This is a genomic window from Streptomyces sp. NPDC005784, from assembly GCF_042871525.1.
In the GTDB taxonomy this organism is placed as follows: Bacteria; Actinomycetota; Actinomycetes; order Streptomycetales; family Streptomycetaceae; genus Streptomyces.
Map to the genome: position 1 here is coordinate 203609 of NZ_JBIAIQ010000014.1, position 17600 is coordinate 221208.

The window sequence follows — 17600 nt, forward strand, 5'->3', positions numbered from 1 at the left end:
GGTTCCGCGGGCGCCGTGCCGTAGCAACGTCGGGCGCAGTTCCGCCGAGCCGTCGGGAGCCGTCGGGAGCCGTCGGGAGCCGTCGGGAGCCGTTGCGCGGGCAGCCCGCGGGTATGCCGCGGCCGAGCCACGACCTGCGCGGGAGAGGGCCGCGAGTGCTGCCGGCCGCCCGAGGGTGGGGATCGCGCGTCGTCCCGGCGCGCCGTCAGCTGTCGTACGCCGCCGAGACGTACACCGTGCGCGGCGGCAGGTACTCCACCACCATCACCACCGTGCCCCGCTCGATACGGTCCTGCGCGGCGGCCGCGTACGCGAGGAAGTGCTCGGCGCCGCCGCGCACCCGGACGATCACCTCGCCGACGAGCCCGGGTCCGACCGTGCCGGTGACCCGTCCCATCAAACCGACCATCGACGCATCGTCCATGGTCACAGCGTAAGGCCGGAACTCCCCTATGCGGCCGGGGAGTCCGCGACGGCTTCGCCCGACGGCCACTCCTCGTGCCAGCGCCGGTCCGCCTCCAACTGTGCGGCCAGCGACACGAGCAACGGCTCGCTGTCGGCCGGCCCCAGCAACTGCGCGCCGACCGGGAGCCCTTCGCCGACGAAGCCGGCGGGGACGTTCACGCCCGGCCAGCCGAGGATGTTCCACGGCCAGGCGTACGGGCAGGCGGCGATCATGGCCCGATCGGTGCGGAAGCCGCTCAGGCCGAGCATCGCGCCGATCCGCGGCGGGGGAGCGGCGGTCGTCGGCGCGAGCAGCACGTCGTAGGTGTCGAAGAGCGCGCCGACGCGCCGTTGCAGTGCGGGCTCGGCCCGGCGGGCCGCCCGCAGCGGCGCCCCGCCGAGCAGCCGGCCAAGGCGCGCGGCGGCGTGCGTGCGGCGGTCGAGGAGCTCGGGGAACGGCGTGTCGCGCACGCGTTCCGCGATGCCGGCCGTGGCGCGCGGGACGAACGCGAGCCCGATCTGCCCGTAGCGCGGCTCGGCCTCCTCCACCGTGTGGCCGAGCCCGGCGAGCCGCTCCGCCAGCGCGAGGACCTTCGCCCGTACGGCGGGGTCGAGCCGGGCGGGCACCGCCGTGAAGGGCGGCTTCAGCGACAGCGCGATGCGCAGCCGGCCCGGATCGCGGCCCACGGCGTCACGGACGCGCAGCGCGGCGGGCCGGTGCAGATCGCCGGCGTGGCTGCCGCTCGCCGCGTCCAGCAGCAGGGCCGCGTCCGCGACCGTGCGGGCGAGCGTGCCGTTGACCGTGATGCCGTGGAAGGACTCCGGGCGCGGCCACGTCGAGATCCGGCCGCGCTGCGGCTTGATGCCGACCAGATGGGTCCAGGCGGCCGGGATGCGCACGGAACCCGCGCCGTCCGAGCCCAGTGCGGCGGGCACCAGACCCGCGGCGACGGCGGCCGCGGAGCCTCCCGACGAGCCGCCCGGAGTGTGTCCGTGGTGCCAGGGGTTGCGGGTCGCGCCGAAGGCCGGGCCCTCGGTGAAGGGCCACTGGCCCAGCTCGCAGGTGTTGGTCTTGCCGATCACGACGGCACCGGCCGCGCGCAGCCGGCGTACCGCCTCGCCGTCCTCGGCCACCGGCGGGAAGTCGCCCGGGCAGCCGAACGCGGTCGGCTCGCCCGCCACGTCCATGTCGTCCTTGACCGCCAGCGGCACCCCGAGCAGTGGCCGCCGGGAACCCGCCGCCAGCTCCTTGTCCGCCGCGTCGGCCTCCGCGAGGGCGGCCTCGGCGCGCACCAGCCGGAAGGCGTTCACCGTGGGCCGGGCCGCCTCGATCCGGGCGAGCGTCCGTTCGACCAGCTCACGCGAGCTCACCTCGCCGGCGGCCAGCGCACGCACGCTCTCCGTCAGCCCTGGGGCACGGTCGGGAGCCATTCGTTCACCTCCGAAGACGTTGTCTACCGAACGGTAACCTCTGGAGGTGTCTGCCGGTACGGAACACGCAACCTCCTTTGCGGAAGCGGTAGTTCCGCGATACGGAAAGCTGACCGGGCGGCCCCGGCACACAGCGGCGCCCGGGCCCCTGCAAGGATGCGGTACGTCATGGTGCAGATACCGAAGCAGTCCGCCCATCCGGCGCCCGCACAGCGACCCGTGCCGACCAGTGCCGATGTGGCACGCCTCGCGGGTGTCTCGCGCGCGACCGTCTCGTACGTCCTGAACAACACCAGCGCCGTCCGGATCAGCGAACCCACCCGGCTCCGGGTCCGCGAGGCCGCCGAGGAACTCGGGTACGTCCCGCACGCGGCCGCCCGCAGTCTGCGCGCCGGGCACAGCCGGATGGTCCTGATGCCCGCCCCGACCGTGCCGGTGGGCCCGCTCTACCACCGGTTCTTCACCGAACTCCAGTCGGCCCTCGGCCGGCTCGACTACACCGTCGTGCAGTACGGCAGCGTCGGCCTGCGCGGCGACGAGGCCGCCCGCGCCTGGGCCGAACTGCGGCCCGTCGCCGTCCTGGTGCCCGGCAGCGGGCTCGGCCCGCAGGGCGTCGCGGTCCTCAAGCGGGCCGGTGCCCGTGCCGTGGTCACGCTGGGCCCCGAACAGGTCGAGGGCGCCCACGCGCTGCTCATGGACCACGACCGGGTCGGTCACTGCGCGGGCGTCCATCTGCTGTCCGGGGGCCGCCGCCGCATCGGTGTGGTGATGCCCGAGGAGGCCGGCCTGGAGATCTTCTCCCGGCCCCGGCTCGACGGCGTACGACGGGCCCTGCGCGGCACGGACGCGACCGTGACCGAACTGCCCCTGGCGTACGAGGAGGAGGCCGCCGCCCAACTCGCGGCGCGCTGGCGTCCGCTGGGACTCGACGCCGTGTTCGCGTACAACGACGAGTACGCGATGCTCCTCATGCGCGCCCTTCAGGACGAAGGCGTCGCCGTCCCGGACGAGACCGCCGTCGTCGGCGCCGACGACCTCATGCTCGGCCGGCTGCTGCGGCCCCGGCTGAGCACCGTCCACATCGAGCTGCCGTCCGGCCGCGACCTCGCCGACCTGGTCGACCGCGCGGTCCGCGAACCGGGAGCCGAGCCCGAGACGCACGAGGTGCTGGGAGCACGAGTGGTGCACCGCGCGTCGAGCTGAGAGAGGCTGGGCCTGTTCGCCCGGCCCGTGCGCGGTCGGGCCGGTCCCCGTGCCGGAGCTTCGGTCCCGGCGGCATCGGACACCGGAGGCGCGTCATGCGGACCACGGTCGGCATCATCGGCGGCGGCCCGGCAGGGCTTCTGCTGGCCCGGCTGCTGCACCGGACGGGAATCGACTGTGTCGTCCTGGAGAGCAGGTCACGCGCGTACGTGGAGCGGCGCCAGCGGGCCGGGATGCTGGAGCAGGGCACGGTCGACGCGCTGCGCGCGTGCGGAGCGGGCGAGCGGCTGGACGCCGAGGGCCTGGTCCACCACGGTATCGAGCTGCGCTTCGAGGGTGAGCGCCACCACATCGACTTTCCCGGGCTCACGGGCGGCCGGACCGTCACGATCTACGCACAGACGGAGATCGTGAAGGATCTCGTCGCCCTCCAACTCGACGGCGGGCCACCCCTGTTGTTCGAGGCCGAGGCACTTGCCGTGGAGAAGCCGGAGAGCGGCACGCCCGTCGTGCGGTTCGTGCACGAGGGACGCGAGCGGACGCTGAGCTGCGACTGGGTGGTGGGCTGCGACGGCTCCCACGGCATCGCGCGGGCCGCGTTCCCGGCCGGGACGAGCCGCTCGTACGCCCACGACTACCCGTACTCCTGGCTCGGCATCCTCGCCGATGTGCCGCCCTCCTGCGAGGAGTTGATCTACGCGCGGGGCGCCACCGGATTCGCCCTGCACAGCATGCGCTCGCCTTCGGTGTCCCGGCTGTACCTCCAGGTCCCGAATGGCACCGACATCGCCGACTGGCCCGACGAGCGCGTCTGGGACGAACTGGCCGCGCGCTTCGCGGTCGACGGGGACTGGCGGCTGGAACGCGGCCCCGTCACCGCCAAGTCGGTCACTCCGATGCGTAGTTGGGTGCACGAGCCGATGCGCCACGGGCGGCTGCTCCTCGCCGGGGACGCCGCCCACATCGTGCCGCCGACCGGCGCCAAGGGGCTCAACCTCGCGGTGTCCGACGTACGGGTCCTGGCGCGCTGCTTCGCCGAGCTGCATCGCACCGGGTCGGCCGAACTCATGGACGGCTACTCGGAGTTGGCCCTTGAACGGGTGTGGCAGGCGACGCGCTTCTCGTACGACATGACTAGGATGTTGCACGCTCAACCAGATGGGGATGCCTTCGAACACCGGATGCAGCTCGCGCGACTGCGCCGGATCACGGCATCCCGTCCCGCCGCCGCCGAACTGGCCGCGAACTACACGGGACTTCCGCTCGCCCCGAGCCGTACGGGCCCGCTGAGTCCCGCTGGTGATCAGTGAACGATCGGAGAGCCGACATGCCGTTGCTCGACCCCACGACCTGGCAGTCCCGCCCGCTCTCGGGCGATGCGTACACCGTCACCGAGCCCGCCACCGGCGAGAGCCTCGGCACCGTCACGCTCGCCGCCGCCGAGGACATCGCGACGGCCGCGCGGACCTCCGGCGGCGTACAGGCCGAGTGGGCCAGGACCCCGCACTTCGTGCGCGCCGCCGTACTGCGCAGGGCGGGGGACCTCTTCGCCGCGCACGCCGACGAACTGCGCGACTGGATCGTGCGGGAGTCCGGCTCCATCCCCGGCAAGGCGGACTTCGAGCTGCACGTCGCCGCCCAGGAGTGCTACGAGGCGGCCGCTCTCGCCTCACGCCCGACGGGTCAGGTGCTGCCCTCGGAGGCGCCGCGTCTGTCCTACACGCGCCGGGTCCCGGTCGGTGTCGTGGGCGTGATCGCGCCCTTCAACGCGCCGCTGATCCTCTCGATCCGCTCGGTCGCCCCGGCGCTCGCGCTCGGCAACGGCGTCGTCCTGAAGCCGGATCCGCGTACGGCCGTGTGCGGCGGCCTCGCGCTCGCCGCCGTCTTCGCCGAGGCCGGACTTCCCGACGGGCTGCTGCAGGTTCTGCCCGGCGGCCCGGAGGCCGGCCGCGCCCTGGTCACCGACCCGCTGGTCCCGGTCATCTCCTTCACCGGCTCGACCGCCGCGGGGCGGGCGGTCGGTGAGGCGGCCGGCCGTCATCTCAAGCGCGCGCACCTGGAGTTGGGCGGGAACTCCGCCCTGGTCGTCCTCGAGGACGCCGATCTCGACGCGGTCATCTCCACGGCGGCCTGGGGCTCGTTCTTCCACCAGGGCCAGATCTGCATGACGACGGGCCGCCACCTGGTCCACGCCTCGCTGTACGAGGAGTACGTCGAACGGCTCGCCGCCAAGGCCGACTCGCTGGCCGTCGGCGACCCGCACCGCGAACAGGTACACCTCGGCCCCATCATCGACGAGGCCCAACTCGCCAAGATCCGGGGGCTGGTGCAGGCCAGCACGGCCGGCGGCGCGAAGCTGGCGGCAGGGGGCACGCACGACCGGCTCTTCTACCGGCCGACGGTGCTCGCCGGAGTCGACGACGCGACCCCCGCGTACGCGGAGGAGGTCTTCGGCCCGGTCGCGCCGGTCCGCTCCTTCGGCACCCTCGACGAGGCGGCGGCCCTCGCGTCCGCGGGACCCTACGGACTCTCCCTGGGCATCGTCACCCGGGACACCGCACGCGGCCTGGACCTCGCCGAGCGCATCCCGACCGGTATCGCCCACATCAACGATCAGACGGTCAACGACGAGGCCGTCGCGCCCTTCGGCGGTACCGCCGCCTCCGGCACCGGCGCCCGCTTCGGCGGCGAGGCCAATCTGGAGGCCTTCACCGACCTGCGGTGGACGACGGTGCGCGGGGACGTGGCGGCGTACCCGTTCTAGCAACTCGCGGCGCGGACGCACCAGGCCCCGGGAGGCTCCGACGCACCCGCCCCGGGCCCGGGCGTATGCGGTCCGGGGCCTACTCGGCGCCGTCGGCCTGTTCGGTGCCCCGGGCCTGTTCGGCGGCCTTGGCCTGCTGGGCGGCGACCGACTTGCGGACCTCGTCCATGTCCAGCTTCCGGGCCTGCCCGATGACGTCCTCCAGGGCGGCGGCGGGCAACGCCCCGGGCTGGGCGAAGATCGCGACCTGGTCGCGCACGATCATCAGGGTCGGAATCGACTGGATCTCGAAGGCGGCTGCCAGCTCCGGCTGCGCCTCCGTGTCGACCTTGGCGAAGACCAGGTCCGGGTTGGCCTCGGCGGCCTTCTCGTAGACCGGGGCGAACTGACGGCACGGCCCGCACCAGGCTGCCCAGAAGTCGATCAGGACGAACTCGTTGTCCGTGACCGTCTGGTCGAAGTTCTCCTTGGTGAGCTCAACGGTGCTGCTCATTCCTTGTCCTTCTTCCTCACGTCCGGGTCATGCCGGTTTGCACAACGCCACCCACCGGGGGCGTATTCCGCGCCCGTACCCGTGTGGCCACGGGGCACACCAGCAACCAGACTGGCCCCATGACGGAAACGGAATCCATCGCCTACGACGTCGTGGTGCTCGGTGCCGGACCCGTGGGGGAGAACGTCGCGGACCGCGCCCGCGCCGCCGGCCTCTCCTCCGCGGTCGTGGAGAGCGAACTGGTCGGCGGCGAGTGCTCGTACTGGGCGTGCATGCCGAGCAAGGCACTCCTGCGCCCGGTCATCGCCCGCGCCGACGCCCGCCGGGTACCCGGCCTCTCCCAAGCGGTGCAGGGTCCACTCGACGCCCCCGCGGTGCTCGCCCACCGCGACTACTACACCTCGAACTGGAAGGACGACGGCCAGCTCGCCTGGCTGGACGGCATCGGAGCCGACTTCTACCGCGGACACGGCCGACTCGCCGGATCGCGCACTGTGACGGTCGACGGGCCCGACGGCGAGCGCCGTGTCCTGACCGCCCGGCACGCGGTCGCCGTCTGCACCGGCACCCGCGCCCTGCTCCCCGATCTGCCGGGCCTCGCGCAGGTCAAGCCGTGGACCAGCCGCGACGCCACCAGCGCGCACGCCGTGCCCGGACGGCTGATCGTGGTGGGCGGCGGTGTGGTCGCCGCCGAGATGGCCACGGCCTGGCAGGCCCTCGGCTCCCAGGTCACTCTGCTGGTCCGCGGCAAGGGCCTGCTGCCCCGCATGGAGCCCTTCGCCGGGGAACTGGTCGCCGAGGCGCTGACCGAGGCGGGTGCGGACGTGCGCACCGGGACCTCGGTGACCGCGGTCTCGCGCGAGGGCTCGACCGTGGTCGCCCTCACGGACACCGGCGACCGCATCGAGGCCGACGAGATCCTGTTCGCCACCGGCCGCGCGCCCCGCACCGACGACCTCGGCCTCGACACGGTCGGCCTGGAGCCGGGCAAGTGGATCGAGGTCGACGACAGCCTCCGGGTCATCGGCAGTCAGTGGCTGTACGCGGTCGGCGACGTCAACCACCGCGCCCTGCTCACCCATCAGGGCAAGTACCAGGCCAGGATCGCGGGTGCCGCCATCGCCGCCCGCGCCGCGGGGGTGCCGCTGCTGGAGACGGACCCCTGGGGCGCGCACTCCGCGACCGCCGACCACGCGGCCGTACCGCAGTGCGTCTTCACCGACCCGGAGGCGGCGGCCGTGGGTCTCTCCCTCGCGGAGGCGGAGCAGGCGGGCCACCGGGTCCGGGCCGTGGACGTCGACATGGCCTCGGTGGCCGGCGCAGGCCTGTACGCGGACGGCTACCGCGGCAGGGCCCGCATGGTCGTCGACCTCGACCGCGAGATCCTCCTCGGTCTCACCCTGGTCGGCCCCGGCGTCGGCGAACTGATCCACTCCGCGACCGTCGCCGTCGTCGGCCAGGTCCCGATCGACCGCCTGTGGCACGCCGTCCCGTCCTACCCGACGGTCAGCGAGGTGTGGCTGAGGCTCCTGGAGGCGTACCGGGACGCCTGACGTGCCGGGCGGCACGCCGGGCCCGGTCGCGGCGCGCGGCCCCGAGCGGGACACCCTCTCCTGCGGTAGCAGTGCGCGCGCACGCTACGGCCAGCGCGCCCAGGGCCTTCGGGGTGCAGGCGGCGGGCTGGTCAGCAGCAGGGTCGCCCATGGCGCATCTCCTCGGTGAGGTCGGTGAACGGGATGGGGCAGCACGAGCTGGTGGCGCAGAGGGTCAGGTCGTCGCAGCCCGCCGCGACCGCGGCCGTGAGGGCTTCGCGGATGGTGGTGAGGTCGGTGATCTTGGCGTCGACCTCGGCGAGTTTGGCCTGCGCGCGTTCCTGCAGCCCGGGAACGGGGCGGCCGTGGCATTGGCGGCCGTTCTCCAGCAGCTCGGCGGCCTCCTCCAGGGAGAAGCCCAGGCGCAGTGCGGCCTTGATGAGCCGCCGCGCGGTCACCGCGTCCTCGTCGTACAGGCGGTGGCCGCCCGGGGAGAGGTCGGGCTCGGCCAGCAGGCCGCGCCGCTCGTAGTAGCGCAACGTCTGGACGTTCACCCCGGCCGCCTCGGCGACCTGCCCGGAGCGCAGGCCCTCCCCGCTCACCCGCAGGCCGCCCTCGGCCGAAGCTCCGACCCGCGGTGCCTCCAGCACCCCCTCGTGCGGCGGGTCGACCTCGACGTCCAGGTGCACGTCGCCGCCGGTGGCCGGGGTGACGGTGAAGGTGAAGGTGAAGAACGAGCAGCATCCGCTCTCGCGGGCCGCCAGGTCGCGCACCCGCCCCTCGACGCCCTCCCCGGAGGCAAGCACCAGGTGCAGTCGCAGCGGGAGCGGGCGGGTCAGCGCGGTCAGGCGCTCGGCGAACAACGTGTCCGACTCGGCCACCCGCAGCGGCTGCTGTTCGGTGGGCAGGGTGCAGGACGTCGGAACCCAGCTCAGCCGGTCATGGCCCACTCCCATCCGTCCCCCCGCAGCGTGCGGGCGGGGACGTCCTCGACCATAAACCTGTACCTGGGAACAGGTTGCAAGCCCGGGTGCCGCCCTGGCCTGCGGAACCTGCGCCGGGATCAGAGTCCGAAGGCGCCGCCTTCGATGAGGATGAGCAGGCCGATGGCGATCAGGACGACAGGCAGCAGGATGTGGCCCCAACGGGCGAGGGCCTTCGCGACGACGGGTCGGGTGGCGAAGAACCTGCCCGCGAAGCACCACACAGCGACCAGGACCAGGAAGACCACGGCGTACACGCTCATACCGCCGATGCCCGCGGTGGCGAACACGGGGACGTAGACGCCGATGTTGTCGCCGCCGTTGGCGAAGGTCACCGCGGCGACCTCCAGGGGAGAGGGACCACCCTGCTTGACCTCGTCCGCGTCGTCGCTGTCGCCTCGGTGCTTCCACGCCTGCCACGCGGCCTTGAGGCCGAGAGCGAGCGGCAGCAGGCCCAGGTAGGGGATGACGGATTCGGGCAGGAACGTGGCGCCAAAGGCGGCGGCGACGGACACCGCCAGGATTGCCGCAAAGCCGAGGTACTGGCCGGTCACGATGCGCCGGGTCGAGCCGCGGTGACCGGCGCCCTGGGCGAAGAACAGCGACAGGATCAGGATGTCGTCGATGTTGGTGACGGCGAACAGTCCGGCGGCCTGCCCGATGATGCCTGCGTTCACGGGGCTCCCACTCTCTCTCTGCAGGATGTCCCGCGACGCTATCGGGCGCCCTTGGTCGCAGCTGTCCTCCGGGGTGGTCTGACGCGCGGTCAGCAGCGGGCGGATCCCGGGGCCAGCAGGCTGGTCAGCTCGGCGATGGCCTCAGGCGAGTGGCATCGAGTCCGCCTCCGAATCGCCGCCGCCTCCGCAGGCGCGGTCAGAAGAGAGGAGAGGGCGACCAGGGCGGCCACGAGCACGGTCAGGATCCTCGACCCTGTCTGCAGTCCTTCATCATCATGACCACTCCCTTGCGCCACCGAACGTCACTGCGACGTCCTCGGAGGGTCTCACCATATGCCCGAGTCAAAAGGGGTCAAGGGGACGTCAATTCCCTTTGGTTCAGGCGGTGTTGCAACGAAAAGCGTTGACATGACCATGCCTGCACAGCAGAGTGTCGACGTCCCTCAGCACGTCCTGCACGATGTTCGGTTCGGCCGGGCTCCGCCCGCCCTCACGGTGCGGACGTGTACGAGGCATGCTCCCGACCCCACTTCACGACGCACCGATGCCGGACGTGCCCCTTCTGTGAAAGGGAACGGATCATGTTCCTGGCATCCCTGCTCCAGCGCCTGGCGAGACCCGGTCTGGTGACGGTGGCCCTCGCGGCCGGCGCGCTGGCCCTGTCGACGACCACCGCCAGCGCCGCGCCCGCCCTCACCCAGATCAGCACCGACCCCTACACCAACTCCACCAGCCAGCACGCCACCGAGGTCGAGCCGGACACCTTCTCCTACGGCTCCACGGTCGTCTCCGCCTTCCAGGTCGGCCGGTTCAACGACGGCGGCGCCTCCAACGTCGGCTTCGCCACCTCGACCAACGGCGGCGCCACCTGGACCAAGGGCTTCCTGCCGGGGATCACCACACAGGCGGGCGGCACCTTCCAGAGGGTCAGCGACGCGTCGGTGACCTACGACGCCAAGCACAACGCCTGGCTGATCTCCACCATCCCCATCACCTCGTCCGTCACCGTGCCCGACGTCTACACCAGCCGCTCGACCGACGGCGGACTGACCTGGAGCAACCCCGTGGTCACCGCGACCGGTTCGAGCCTCGACAAGAACTGGATCGTCTGCGACAACACCGCCACGAGCGCCTTCTACGGCAACTGCTACACCGAGTACGACAACAACGGCGACGGTGACCGCATCAAGATGACCACCTCCTCCGACGGAGGACTCACCTGGGGTGCCTCGAAGAACACCGGCAACAACGCCACCGGTCTGGGCGGACAGCCGGTTGTCCAGCCCAACGGCACCGTGGTGGTCCCGATCGCCAACGCCTCGGAGACCGCGATCCGCGCCTTCACCTCCACCAACGGCGGCAGCTCCTGGACCAACGCCACCACCGTGGCCACCGTCAGTACGTTCACCGTGCACGGAGGCCTGCGCAGCGGGCCGCTGCCCTCCGCCGAGATCGACGCCGCCGGCAAGGTGTATGTCGTCTGGCAGGACTGCCGCTTCCGCGCCAGCGGGGGCTCCTGCACGTCCAACGACATCGTGTTGGCGACGAGCGCAAACGGCACCACCTGGTCGTCGGTGACCCGCATCCCGATCGACGCGACGACCAGCACCGTCGACCACTTCATCCCCGGCCTCGCCGTCGACCCGGCCACCTCGGGCAGCACCGCGCACCTGGCGCTGACGTACTACTACCACCCGGCCGCCAACTGCACTGCTGCCACCTGCCAGTTGGACGTCGGGTATATCTCCTCGACCAACGCCGGCAGCACCTGGACTGCGCCGACCCAGCTGGCCGGTCCGATGACCCACTCTTGGCTGGCGAGTACCACGCAGGGCACCATGGTCGGCGACTACATCTCGACGTCCTTTTCCGGCGGAACGGCACACCCGGTGTTCGCCGTCGCCTCGGCCCCCAGCGGGTCGGTCTTCAACGAGGCGATGTACACGCCGACTTCAGGTCTCACCGCGGCCACCGGCACCATCGCCGTCACGACCGCCACCGCACGTGACAACGCCTTCTCGGCCCGCCTGGCCGCCATCGCCTACGCGCAATGGCTGGCCAACGGCGGCACCGGGGGCGGCGAGGACAGCCCCTGATCGACAGACCCCGATCGCAACAGCCGCCCCGGCGAACTTGCCGGGGCGGCTCCGCGCCAGGTCTCGTTCCGGCCGGAGGACCATGATCGGGACGTGGCTGCCACCGAGTTGGCGACGGACCCTCGGGCCAGACCGCCACCACGCGTGCGGGCACTCCCCCGGCCGACCACTTGCCGCGCCCAAGGGCAGGCGGAGGGCGTCAGCGGATGCCCGAACCGAAGGGGATGGCGACCGTGGTGAACCGTCGCTCCTGGACGGTGACAGGCACCGGCCGGGCGATCAGGGCAACTGCGCCGGTGAGATTGTCCGGGCGGAAGATATCGGCGCCCGGCGGCAGCGGGATGCGGAAGTGGCCGTCGACGTCGCTGGCACTGAGGTTCCATCAGCCAACGCGGATGGCGGCAGTCACGCGCTGCCGGCTGCCGGCGGACGCAGCCCGCCGCACCGTTGGACGGCGCAGCGCGCCCAGCACGGGCCCGAACGGTGTGTTGACCCTTCAGAAACCGTTCGATTACAGCGAATTCACCGTTCAACATCTACCCGCGTAGCGCGCCATGGGATGTCATGGACACGACTCCGACGATCGTCGCCGGGTCAGTCCTCCCGGGAGACCCCATGCGTTCCATCACCCGAATATCCGCCGTCGGCGGCTCCGTCCTCGCGCTCACCCTCAGCGGCCTCATCGTCGGCGTCAGCGCCGGCACGGCCAACGCCAGCACCTGCTCCCACGCGTACCTGCCACTGCCCGACTCCGGCTGCACCCCCGGCGCCTACAACCCGGATGTCACCCAGTCCACCATCGGCAGCACCATCTGCGTGTCCGGCTGGACCTCCACCGTCCGCCCGCCCACCTCCTACACAAACCCGCTCAAGGCCCAGGGCATCATCGACTACGGCTACGCCGACACCAGCATGTCGTCTTACGAGGAGGACCACCTCGTGCCCCTGGAACTCGGCGGGTCCCCCCGCGACCCGGGCAACCTGTGGCCGGAGCCGTACTCCGGGACAAAGACCGCCTACACCAAGGACGGCACCGAGACCAAACTCAAGAACGCCGTCTGCAACGGCACCATCACCCTGTCCGCCGCACGCAGCGCCATCAAGACCAACTGGACCACCGCCCTCCAGGTCACCGGCATCGGCTGAGAACAACGCACGGCAGCTGGTCACGCCAGCACCGGGCGTCACTGGCCAGTGCCACATCCGGGGCACTGGCCGGTCACTCATGCTGGCCAAGCCGACGACGCAAGGCAAGGTTCGCCCCGCGGGGACTGGAAGAAGAACAGACAGTCCTTAGAGTCGAACCTCCTACGCGATGTGGCCGCCGGTGGTGAGGACGTAGTCGCCAACCAGGTCACCGATCAGTACGACACACCAGCTCCCGGTACTCCTCGCTCCACAGGTCCTCGTCCGCGTCCGGGAGCAGCAGCACCCGGTCCGGGCGCAGGGCGTCGATGGCTCCCCCGTCGTGGGTGACCATGACGAGCGCGCCCGGATACGTGGCCACCGCGGCCAGGACCTCGGCGCGGGAGGCCGGGTCGAGGTTGTTGGTGGGCTCGTCCAGGAGGAGTACGTTCGCGCCGGAGTGGACGAGCCCCGCCAGGGCGAGCCTGGTCTTCTCGCCCCCGGAGAGGACCCCGACCCGCTTGTCGGCGTCGTCGCCCGTGAACAGGAACGAGCCGAGCACCCGCCGCACCTCGCCGTCGGTGAGATGCGGTGCGGCGGCGGCCAGTTGGCCGCGGACCGTGCCGGCCGGGTCGAGCGTGTCGTGCTCCTGCGCGAAGTAGCCGAGGCGCAGACCGTGCCCGCGCACCACCCGCCCGCCGTCCGGGCTGTCGTGACCGGCGAGCAGCCGCAGCAGCGTGGTCTTGCCCGAGCCGTTCGGGCCGAGGACCACCAGGCGGCTGCCCCGGTCGACGGCGAGGTCGACGCCGCGAAGGACGCGCAGATCGCCGTACGACTTGGTCAGGGCGACCGCGCCGAGCGGCATCCGTCCGCACGGGGCGGGTTCCGGCAGTCGGATCCGGGCCACCTTCTCCGCCTGCCGGACCGGCTCCAGCCCGGTGAGCAGGCGGTCGGCACGGCGGGCCATGTTCTTCGCCGCCACGGCCGTCGACACATGGGCGCGCATCTTGTCGGCCTGCGCGTGCAGCGCCGCCGCCTTCCGTTCGGCGTTCGCCCGCTCCCGGGCCCGCCGCCGCTCATCGGCGTCACGCTGGGCGAGGTAGGCCGTCCAGCCGGTGTTGTGGACGTCGAGCGTGGCGCGGTGCGGGTCCAGGTGGAAGACGCGGTTGACGACGTCGGCCAGCAGGGAGGTGTCGTGGCTGATGAGGACGAGGCCCGACTGATGGCCGGTCAGGAACCCGCGCAGCCAGGCGATCGAGTCGGCGTCCAGATGGTTCGTCGGCTCGTCGAGAAGCAGCGTGCCGTCGTCCGCGAACAGGATGCGGGCCAGTTCGACTCGGCGTCGCTGTCCGCCGGACAGGGTGCCGATCGGCTGGTCCATCACCCGGTCGGGCAGCCCGAGGCCCGCGGCGACCCGCGCCGCCTCGGCCTCGGCCGCGTACCCGCCGCGCGCCTGGAACTCGGCCTCGGCACGCGCATAGGCGTTCATCGCGCGCTCGGATCCGTCGGCCATCTCGGTCTCGGCCGCCCGCAGCGCGCGTACGGCACGGTCGAGGCCCCGGGCCGACAGGATCCGGTCGGTGACGGTGACCGCCGGGTCCACCGCGCGCGGGTCCTGGGGCAGGTAACCGACCGCGCCGGTACGGGAGACGGACCCGGCGGCGGGACGCTGCTGCCCCGCGAGGGTGCTCAGGAGGGTGGTCTTGCCGGCGCCGTTACGGCCGACGAGGCCGATGCGGTCGCCGGGGGAGACGTGGAAGGAGAGGCCGGACAGCAGCAGACGGGCGCCGACGCGCACGTCGACACCGCGAACGGTGATCATGGGAAAACGCTCCAGAAGTCAATCGGCTCAAGGACACACGGGTGGCGTGGAAGCGGGTCCTTGAGCTAAGAGACGCGGGGCGTGGACATGCCCCCAGGCTAACCAGCCCGACGGCGGGACGCCTCCGATTTACCGGCCGGGAGACTCCGGCGAGCACCTGCCGGGCGACGTTGCCGCTATACCTGCTGGTGGCTGTGGCTGTGGCTGTGGCTGTGGCTGTGGCTGTGGCTGGTGGCCCGCGCCCCGGGTCGTCCGGCAGCCGGGTGGGGGTCCGGTGCTCGGCAGCACGACAGCCCGGCAGCGGCGCCGGCTTGATGGTGTGACGGCCCCCGTTGGTCCGGCAGTCCGGCAGTCCGGCAGTCCGGCGGTTTGCGCGGGCCGGTCGTCAGACGGGCCGGGCGGCCGGCGGCATTCGCCCATTGGCCGGGCGATGTCCCCCAGTGGGCCGGTGAGGCCCGCCAGGGCGCAGGCCCGGCAGCGTGCAGCCGAGCTGACGCCCGCCCGGGATGTCGGCCCGGCAGGGGGAAGCCGAGCTGACGCCCGCCCGGGATGTCAGCCCGGCAGGGGGAAGCCGAGCGCCTCGGCTGCCGACTGCGGCGTCGGCTGGGCCCAGAGGTCCGCTGTCGCCTGGTTCGAGGACAGTGAGCGCAGCTCCGCGTGGTCGAGATAGAGCGTGCCGTCCAAGTGGTCCGTCTCGTGCTGGACGATGCGCGCGGGCCAGCCGCTGAACACCTCGTCCACGGCCCGCCCGTGCTCGTCCAGCGCCGTCAGCCGCACCTCGGTGTGCCGGGCCACCACGGCCTGCCAGCCCGGAACGCTCAGGCAGCCCTCGAAGAACGCGACCCGCCCCGGACCGATCCCGACGTACGACGGATTGACCAGCACCCGGAACGGCTGCGGCACTCGCCCGCGTACGACGCGCACTTCGTCCGACACCGGCGCCGGGTCCTCGATGACGGCGATCCGCAGCGGCACGCCGACCTGCGGCGCGGCGAGGCCGACCCCCGGCGCCGCGTGCATCGTGGCGCGCAGGGCGGCGACGAACCGGGCCAGCAGCCCCGGATCCAGCTGCCCGTCGAACGGCTCCGCGCCCCGGCGCAGCACGGGGTCACCGGCCGCGACGATCGGCAACGGACCCTCGTGGCCGAGGAGTTCCTCGACCAGGTCGCTCAGAGTGATGCGCGAGGCGCTGCGGTCACGTTCGGATGCCATCGCGCCAGCATGCCAAGCCGGATCGAGCCGATCGAGGCGGCGCAGGGCGAGTCCCGCGACTTTCCGCGTGTGACGCAGGCCACATGTAGGCCCGGGAACTCGCCGCTGCCGCGCCCCGACTACTGGACCGCCACCGGCGACGGGAGCCCAACTCCCCGGCCCACGGCTCCTTTCCGTCCCCTGCCCGACCGGAGAACACCGCCGATGTCCACCACTCCCTCCGCGGCGACGGACGCGTCGCCGCGGCCCGCCGCCCCCGTACCGGCCCGAAGTGTCCGGTCCGCCCTGCGCCCGCTGATCCTGCGCCTGCACTTCTACGCGGGCGTGCTCGTCGCGCCGTTCCTGCTGGTGGCCGCCGCGACCGGCCTGCTGTACGCCGCCTCGTTCCAGGCCGAGAAGATCGTGTACGCGCATGAACTGACCGTCCCCGCCGGTGACCACAAGCTGCCGCTGTCCGAGCAGGTCGCGGCGGCCCGCACGGCCCACCCTGAGGGCAAGGTCTCGGTCGTCCGTCCCTCCCCGGAGGCGGACGCCACCACGCGGGTCCTGCTCTCCGGCGTCCCGGGTGTCGACCCCGACCACACCCTCGCGGTGTTCGTCGACCCGTACACCGCGAAGGTGCGCGGCTCGCTGGAGCAGTACGGCTCCACCGGGGCGCTGCCGCTGCGCACCTGGCTCGACGGGCTGCACGGCAATCTCCGGTTGGGCGAGAGCGGCCGGCTGTACAGCGAGCTCGCCGCGAGCTGGCTCTGGGTGATCGCGGGCGGCGGCCTCCTGCTGTGGTTCGGCCGCCGCCGGGACCGACGCACGGTGCGCGGAACCAGCGGCCGCCGCCGCACCCTCGGACTGCACGGCACGCTCGGTGTCTGGGCGGCCGCCGGATTCCTCTTCCTCTCCGCGACGGGTCTGACCTGGTCGACGTACGCCGGGGCCAACATCGACACCCTGCGGACCTCGCTCCACCAGGCGACCCCCGCGATCTCGGCGGCGACCGGCGGCGACCACGCGGGTCACAGCGGTTCGGGAACCGGCGCCGGAAAGGAGGCAACCCCGCAGGGCCTCGACGCGATCCTCGCGGCGGCCCGCGCCAGGGGCCTCGGAGACCCTGTCGAGATCGTCCCGCCCGCCGACGCGTCCTCGGCGTACGTCGTGAAGCAGATCCAGCGCAGCTGGCCCGAGAAGCAGGACGCGGTGGCCGTGGACCCGGCGAGCGGCAAGGTCGTCGACGAACTCCGCTTCGCCGACTACCCGTTGCTCGCCAAACTGACCCGCTGGGGTATCGACGCCCACACCGGAACGCTCTTCGGCCTGGTCAACCAGATCGCCCTGATGGCGCTCGCGCTCGCCCTGATCCTGCTCGTCGTGTGGGGCTACCGCATGTGGTGGCTGCGCGGTCGTGCCTCCGCGTTCGGCCGGCCGATCCCGCGCGGAGCCTGGCAGCACGTGCCGCCGCAGATCCTGGTGCCGGCGCTCGCGGCCGTCGCCGTCCTCGGCTACTTCGTCCCGCTGCTCGGCATCCCGCTCGCCGTGTTCCTCGCCGTCGACGTGCTCCTCGGCGAGATCGCGCACCGGAGGGGCAGGCGCACGGGGGCGGCCGGATAGCGTGATCCGGCACGCGGCAACGCCTGTTCGGTCCGGTTAGCACCTGCCGCGGTGACGCTTCGTTCGGTCCGGCTCGTACCTGCTGCGGTGACGGGCCCTTCGGCCCCGCCTGCACCCGTGGCGGTGACGGGCCCTTCGGCCCCGCCTGCACCCGTGGCGGTGACGGGCCCTTCGGCCCCGCCTGCACCCGTGGCGGTGACGGGCCCTTCGGCCCCG

Annotated in this window: 14 protein-coding genes; 7 read left to right on the forward strand and 7 right to left on the reverse strand. The window is 72.5% G+C overall.

Annotation, left to right across the window (positions count from 1 at the left end; genetic code table 11):
- Window positions 1-205: 205 nt before the first annotated feature.
- A complete protein-coding gene (locus tag ACFYR3_RS23205) occupies window positions 206-424 on the reverse strand; it encodes a hypothetical protein (RefSeq protein ID WP_261707599.1) in 219 nt (72 codons plus the stop codon).
- Window positions 425-450: 26 nt separating this feature from the next.
- Window positions 451-1875: an amidase gene (locus ACFYR3_RS23210; protein WP_355840618.1), complete on the reverse strand. Its 1425-nt coding sequence runs from the start codon at window positions 1873-1875 to the stop codon at window positions 451-453.
- A gap of 168 nt (window positions 1876-2043) precedes the next feature.
- On the opposite strand from ACFYR3_RS23210, the gene ACFYR3_RS23215 reads away from it, so the two are divergent.
- From ACFYR3_RS23215 to ACFYR3_RS23225, 3 genes are all read left to right on the forward strand, one after another.
- The gene (locus ACFYR3_RS23215) at window positions 2044-3078 is read left to right on the forward strand and encodes a LacI family DNA-binding transcriptional regulator (RefSeq protein WP_355840617.1); all 1035 of its coding nucleotides are present in this window, start codon (window positions 2044-2046) and stop codon (window positions 3076-3078) included.
- Window positions 3079-3173: 95 nt separating this feature from the next.
- Window positions 3174-4388 (forward strand): 4-hydroxybenzoate 3-monooxygenase, encoded by a 1215-nt coding sequence (locus ACFYR3_RS23220; RefSeq protein ID WP_389284639.1) that lies wholly within the window; start codon window positions 3174-3176, stop codon window positions 4386-4388.
- A 17-nt stretch (window positions 4389-4405) separates the two neighbouring features.
- Window positions 4406-5842 carry an aldehyde dehydrogenase family protein gene (locus ACFYR3_RS23225; RefSeq protein WP_389284640.1) on the forward strand — a complete coding sequence of 479 codons (1437 nt, stop codon included), beginning with the start codon at window positions 4406-4408 and terminating at the stop codon, window positions 5840-5842.
- Window positions 5843-5921: 79 nt separating this feature from the next.
- Here ACFYR3_RS23225 and trxA read toward each other — a convergent pair whose 3' ends face one another.
- On the reverse strand, window positions 5922-6335 hold the full coding sequence (gene trxA / locus ACFYR3_RS23230) for a thioredoxin (protein WP_355840614.1): 414 nt from the start codon (window positions 6333-6335) through the stop codon (window positions 5922-5924).
- A 119-nt stretch (window positions 6336-6454) separates the two neighbouring features.
- Between trxA and ACFYR3_RS23235 the strand changes: the two genes are divergently transcribed.
- On the forward strand, window positions 6455-7888 hold the full coding sequence (locus tag ACFYR3_RS23235) for an NAD(P)/FAD-dependent oxidoreductase (protein WP_355840613.1): 1434 nt from the start codon (window positions 6455-6457) through the stop codon (window positions 7886-7888).
- Window positions 7889-8019: 131 nt separating this feature from the next.
- Here ACFYR3_RS23235 and ACFYR3_RS23240 read toward each other — a convergent pair whose 3' ends face one another.
- Window positions 8020-8823, reverse strand: coding sequence for a MerR family transcriptional regulator (locus ACFYR3_RS23240; protein ID WP_389284641.1), 804 nt, complete (start codon window positions 8821-8823; stop codon window positions 8020-8022).
- Window positions 8824-8930: 107 nt separating this feature from the next.
- On the reverse strand, window positions 8931-9527 hold the full coding sequence (locus tag ACFYR3_RS23245; protein ID WP_389284642.1) for a cadmium resistance transporter: 597 nt from the start codon (window positions 9525-9527) through the stop codon (window positions 8931-8933).
- A gap of 581 nt (window positions 9528-10108) precedes the next feature.
- On the opposite strand from ACFYR3_RS23245, the gene ACFYR3_RS23250 reads away from it, so the two are divergent.
- Together ACFYR3_RS23250 and ACFYR3_RS23255 are read left to right on the forward strand one after the other, a co-directional pair.
- Window positions 10109-11623, forward strand: a complete 1515-nt coding sequence (locus ACFYR3_RS23250) for an exo-alpha-sialidase (RefSeq protein ID WP_389284643.1) — start codon at window positions 10109-10111, stop codon at window positions 11621-11623.
- A gap of 615 nt (window positions 11624-12238) precedes the next feature.
- Complete coding sequence (locus ACFYR3_RS23255) at window positions 12239-12769, forward strand: hypothetical protein (protein ID WP_355840609.1); 531 nt, start codon at window positions 12239-12241, stop codon at window positions 12767-12769.
- A 208-nt stretch (window positions 12770-12977) separates the two neighbouring features.
- Here ACFYR3_RS23255 and ACFYR3_RS23260 read toward each other — a convergent pair whose 3' ends face one another.
- Both ACFYR3_RS23260 and ACFYR3_RS23265 read right to left on the reverse strand, forming a co-directional pair.
- Entirely contained in the window at window positions 12978-14570 is a 1593-nt protein-coding gene (locus ACFYR3_RS23260) for an ABC-F family ATP-binding cassette domain-containing protein (protein ID WP_389284644.1), read from the reverse strand.
- A 552-nt stretch (window positions 14571-15122) separates the two neighbouring features.
- The gene (locus ACFYR3_RS23265) at window positions 15123-15782 is read right to left on the reverse strand and encodes a peptide deformylase (RefSeq protein WP_389284645.1); all 660 of its coding nucleotides are present in this window, start codon (window positions 15780-15782) and stop codon (window positions 15123-15125) included.
- Between the two features lie 204 nt (window positions 15783-15986).
- Between ACFYR3_RS23265 and ACFYR3_RS23270 the strand changes: the two genes are divergently transcribed.
- On the forward strand, window positions 15987-17384 hold the full coding sequence (locus ACFYR3_RS23270) for a PepSY-associated TM helix domain-containing protein (RefSeq protein ID WP_389284646.1): 1398 nt from the start codon (window positions 15987-15989) through the stop codon (window positions 17382-17384).
- The last annotated feature ends 216 nt before the right edge of the window (window positions 17385-17600 follow it).

Excerpts from the sequence above, each read along its gene's own strand:
- ACFYR3_RS23205 (WP_261707599.1), bottom strand. The coding sequence starts at position 424 with ATGGACGATGCGTCGATGGTCGGTTTGATGGGACGGGTCACCGGCACG.
- ACFYR3_RS23210 (WP_355840618.1), bottom strand. The coding sequence starts at position 1,875 with ATGGCTCCCGACCGTGCCCCAGGGCTGACGGAGAGCGTGCGTGCGCTG.
- ACFYR3_RS23215 (WP_355840617.1), top strand. The coding sequence starts at position 2,044 with ATGGTGCAGATACCGAAGCAGTCCGCCCATCCGGCGCCCGCACAGCGA.
- ACFYR3_RS23220 (WP_389284639.1), top strand. The coding sequence starts at position 3,174 with ATGCGGACCACGGTCGGCATCATCGGCGGCGGCCCGGCAGGGCTTCTG.
- ACFYR3_RS23225 (WP_389284640.1), top strand. The coding sequence starts at position 4,406 with ATGCCGTTGCTCGACCCCACGACCTGGCAGTCCCGCCCGCTCTCGGGC.
- trxA (WP_355840614.1), bottom strand. The coding sequence starts at position 6,335 with ATGAGCAGCACCGTTGAGCTCACCAAGGAGAACTTCGACCAGACGGTC.
- ACFYR3_RS23235 (WP_355840613.1), top strand. The coding sequence starts at position 6,455 with ATGACGGAAACGGAATCCATCGCCTACGACGTCGTGGTGCTCGGTGCC.
- ACFYR3_RS23240 (WP_389284641.1), bottom strand. The coding sequence starts at position 8,823 with ATGGGAGTGGGCCATGACCGGCTGAGCTGGGTTCCGACGTCCTGCACC.
- ACFYR3_RS23250 (WP_389284643.1), top strand. The coding sequence starts at position 10,109 with ATGTTCCTGGCATCCCTGCTCCAGCGCCTGGCGAGACCCGGTCTGGTG.
- ACFYR3_RS23255 (WP_355840609.1), top strand. The coding sequence starts at position 12,239 with ATGCGTTCCATCACCCGAATATCCGCCGTCGGCGGCTCCGTCCTCGCG.
- ACFYR3_RS23260 (WP_389284644.1), bottom strand. The coding sequence starts at position 14,570 with ATGATCACCGTTCGCGGTGTCGACGTGCGCGTCGGCGCCCGTCTGCTG.
- ACFYR3_RS23265 (WP_389284645.1), bottom strand. The coding sequence starts at position 15,782 with ATGGCATCCGAACGTGACCGCAGCGCCTCGCGCATCACTCTGAGCGAC.
- ACFYR3_RS23270 (WP_389284646.1), top strand. The coding sequence starts at position 15,987 with ATGTCCACCACTCCCTCCGCGGCGACGGACGCGTCGCCGCGGCCCGCC.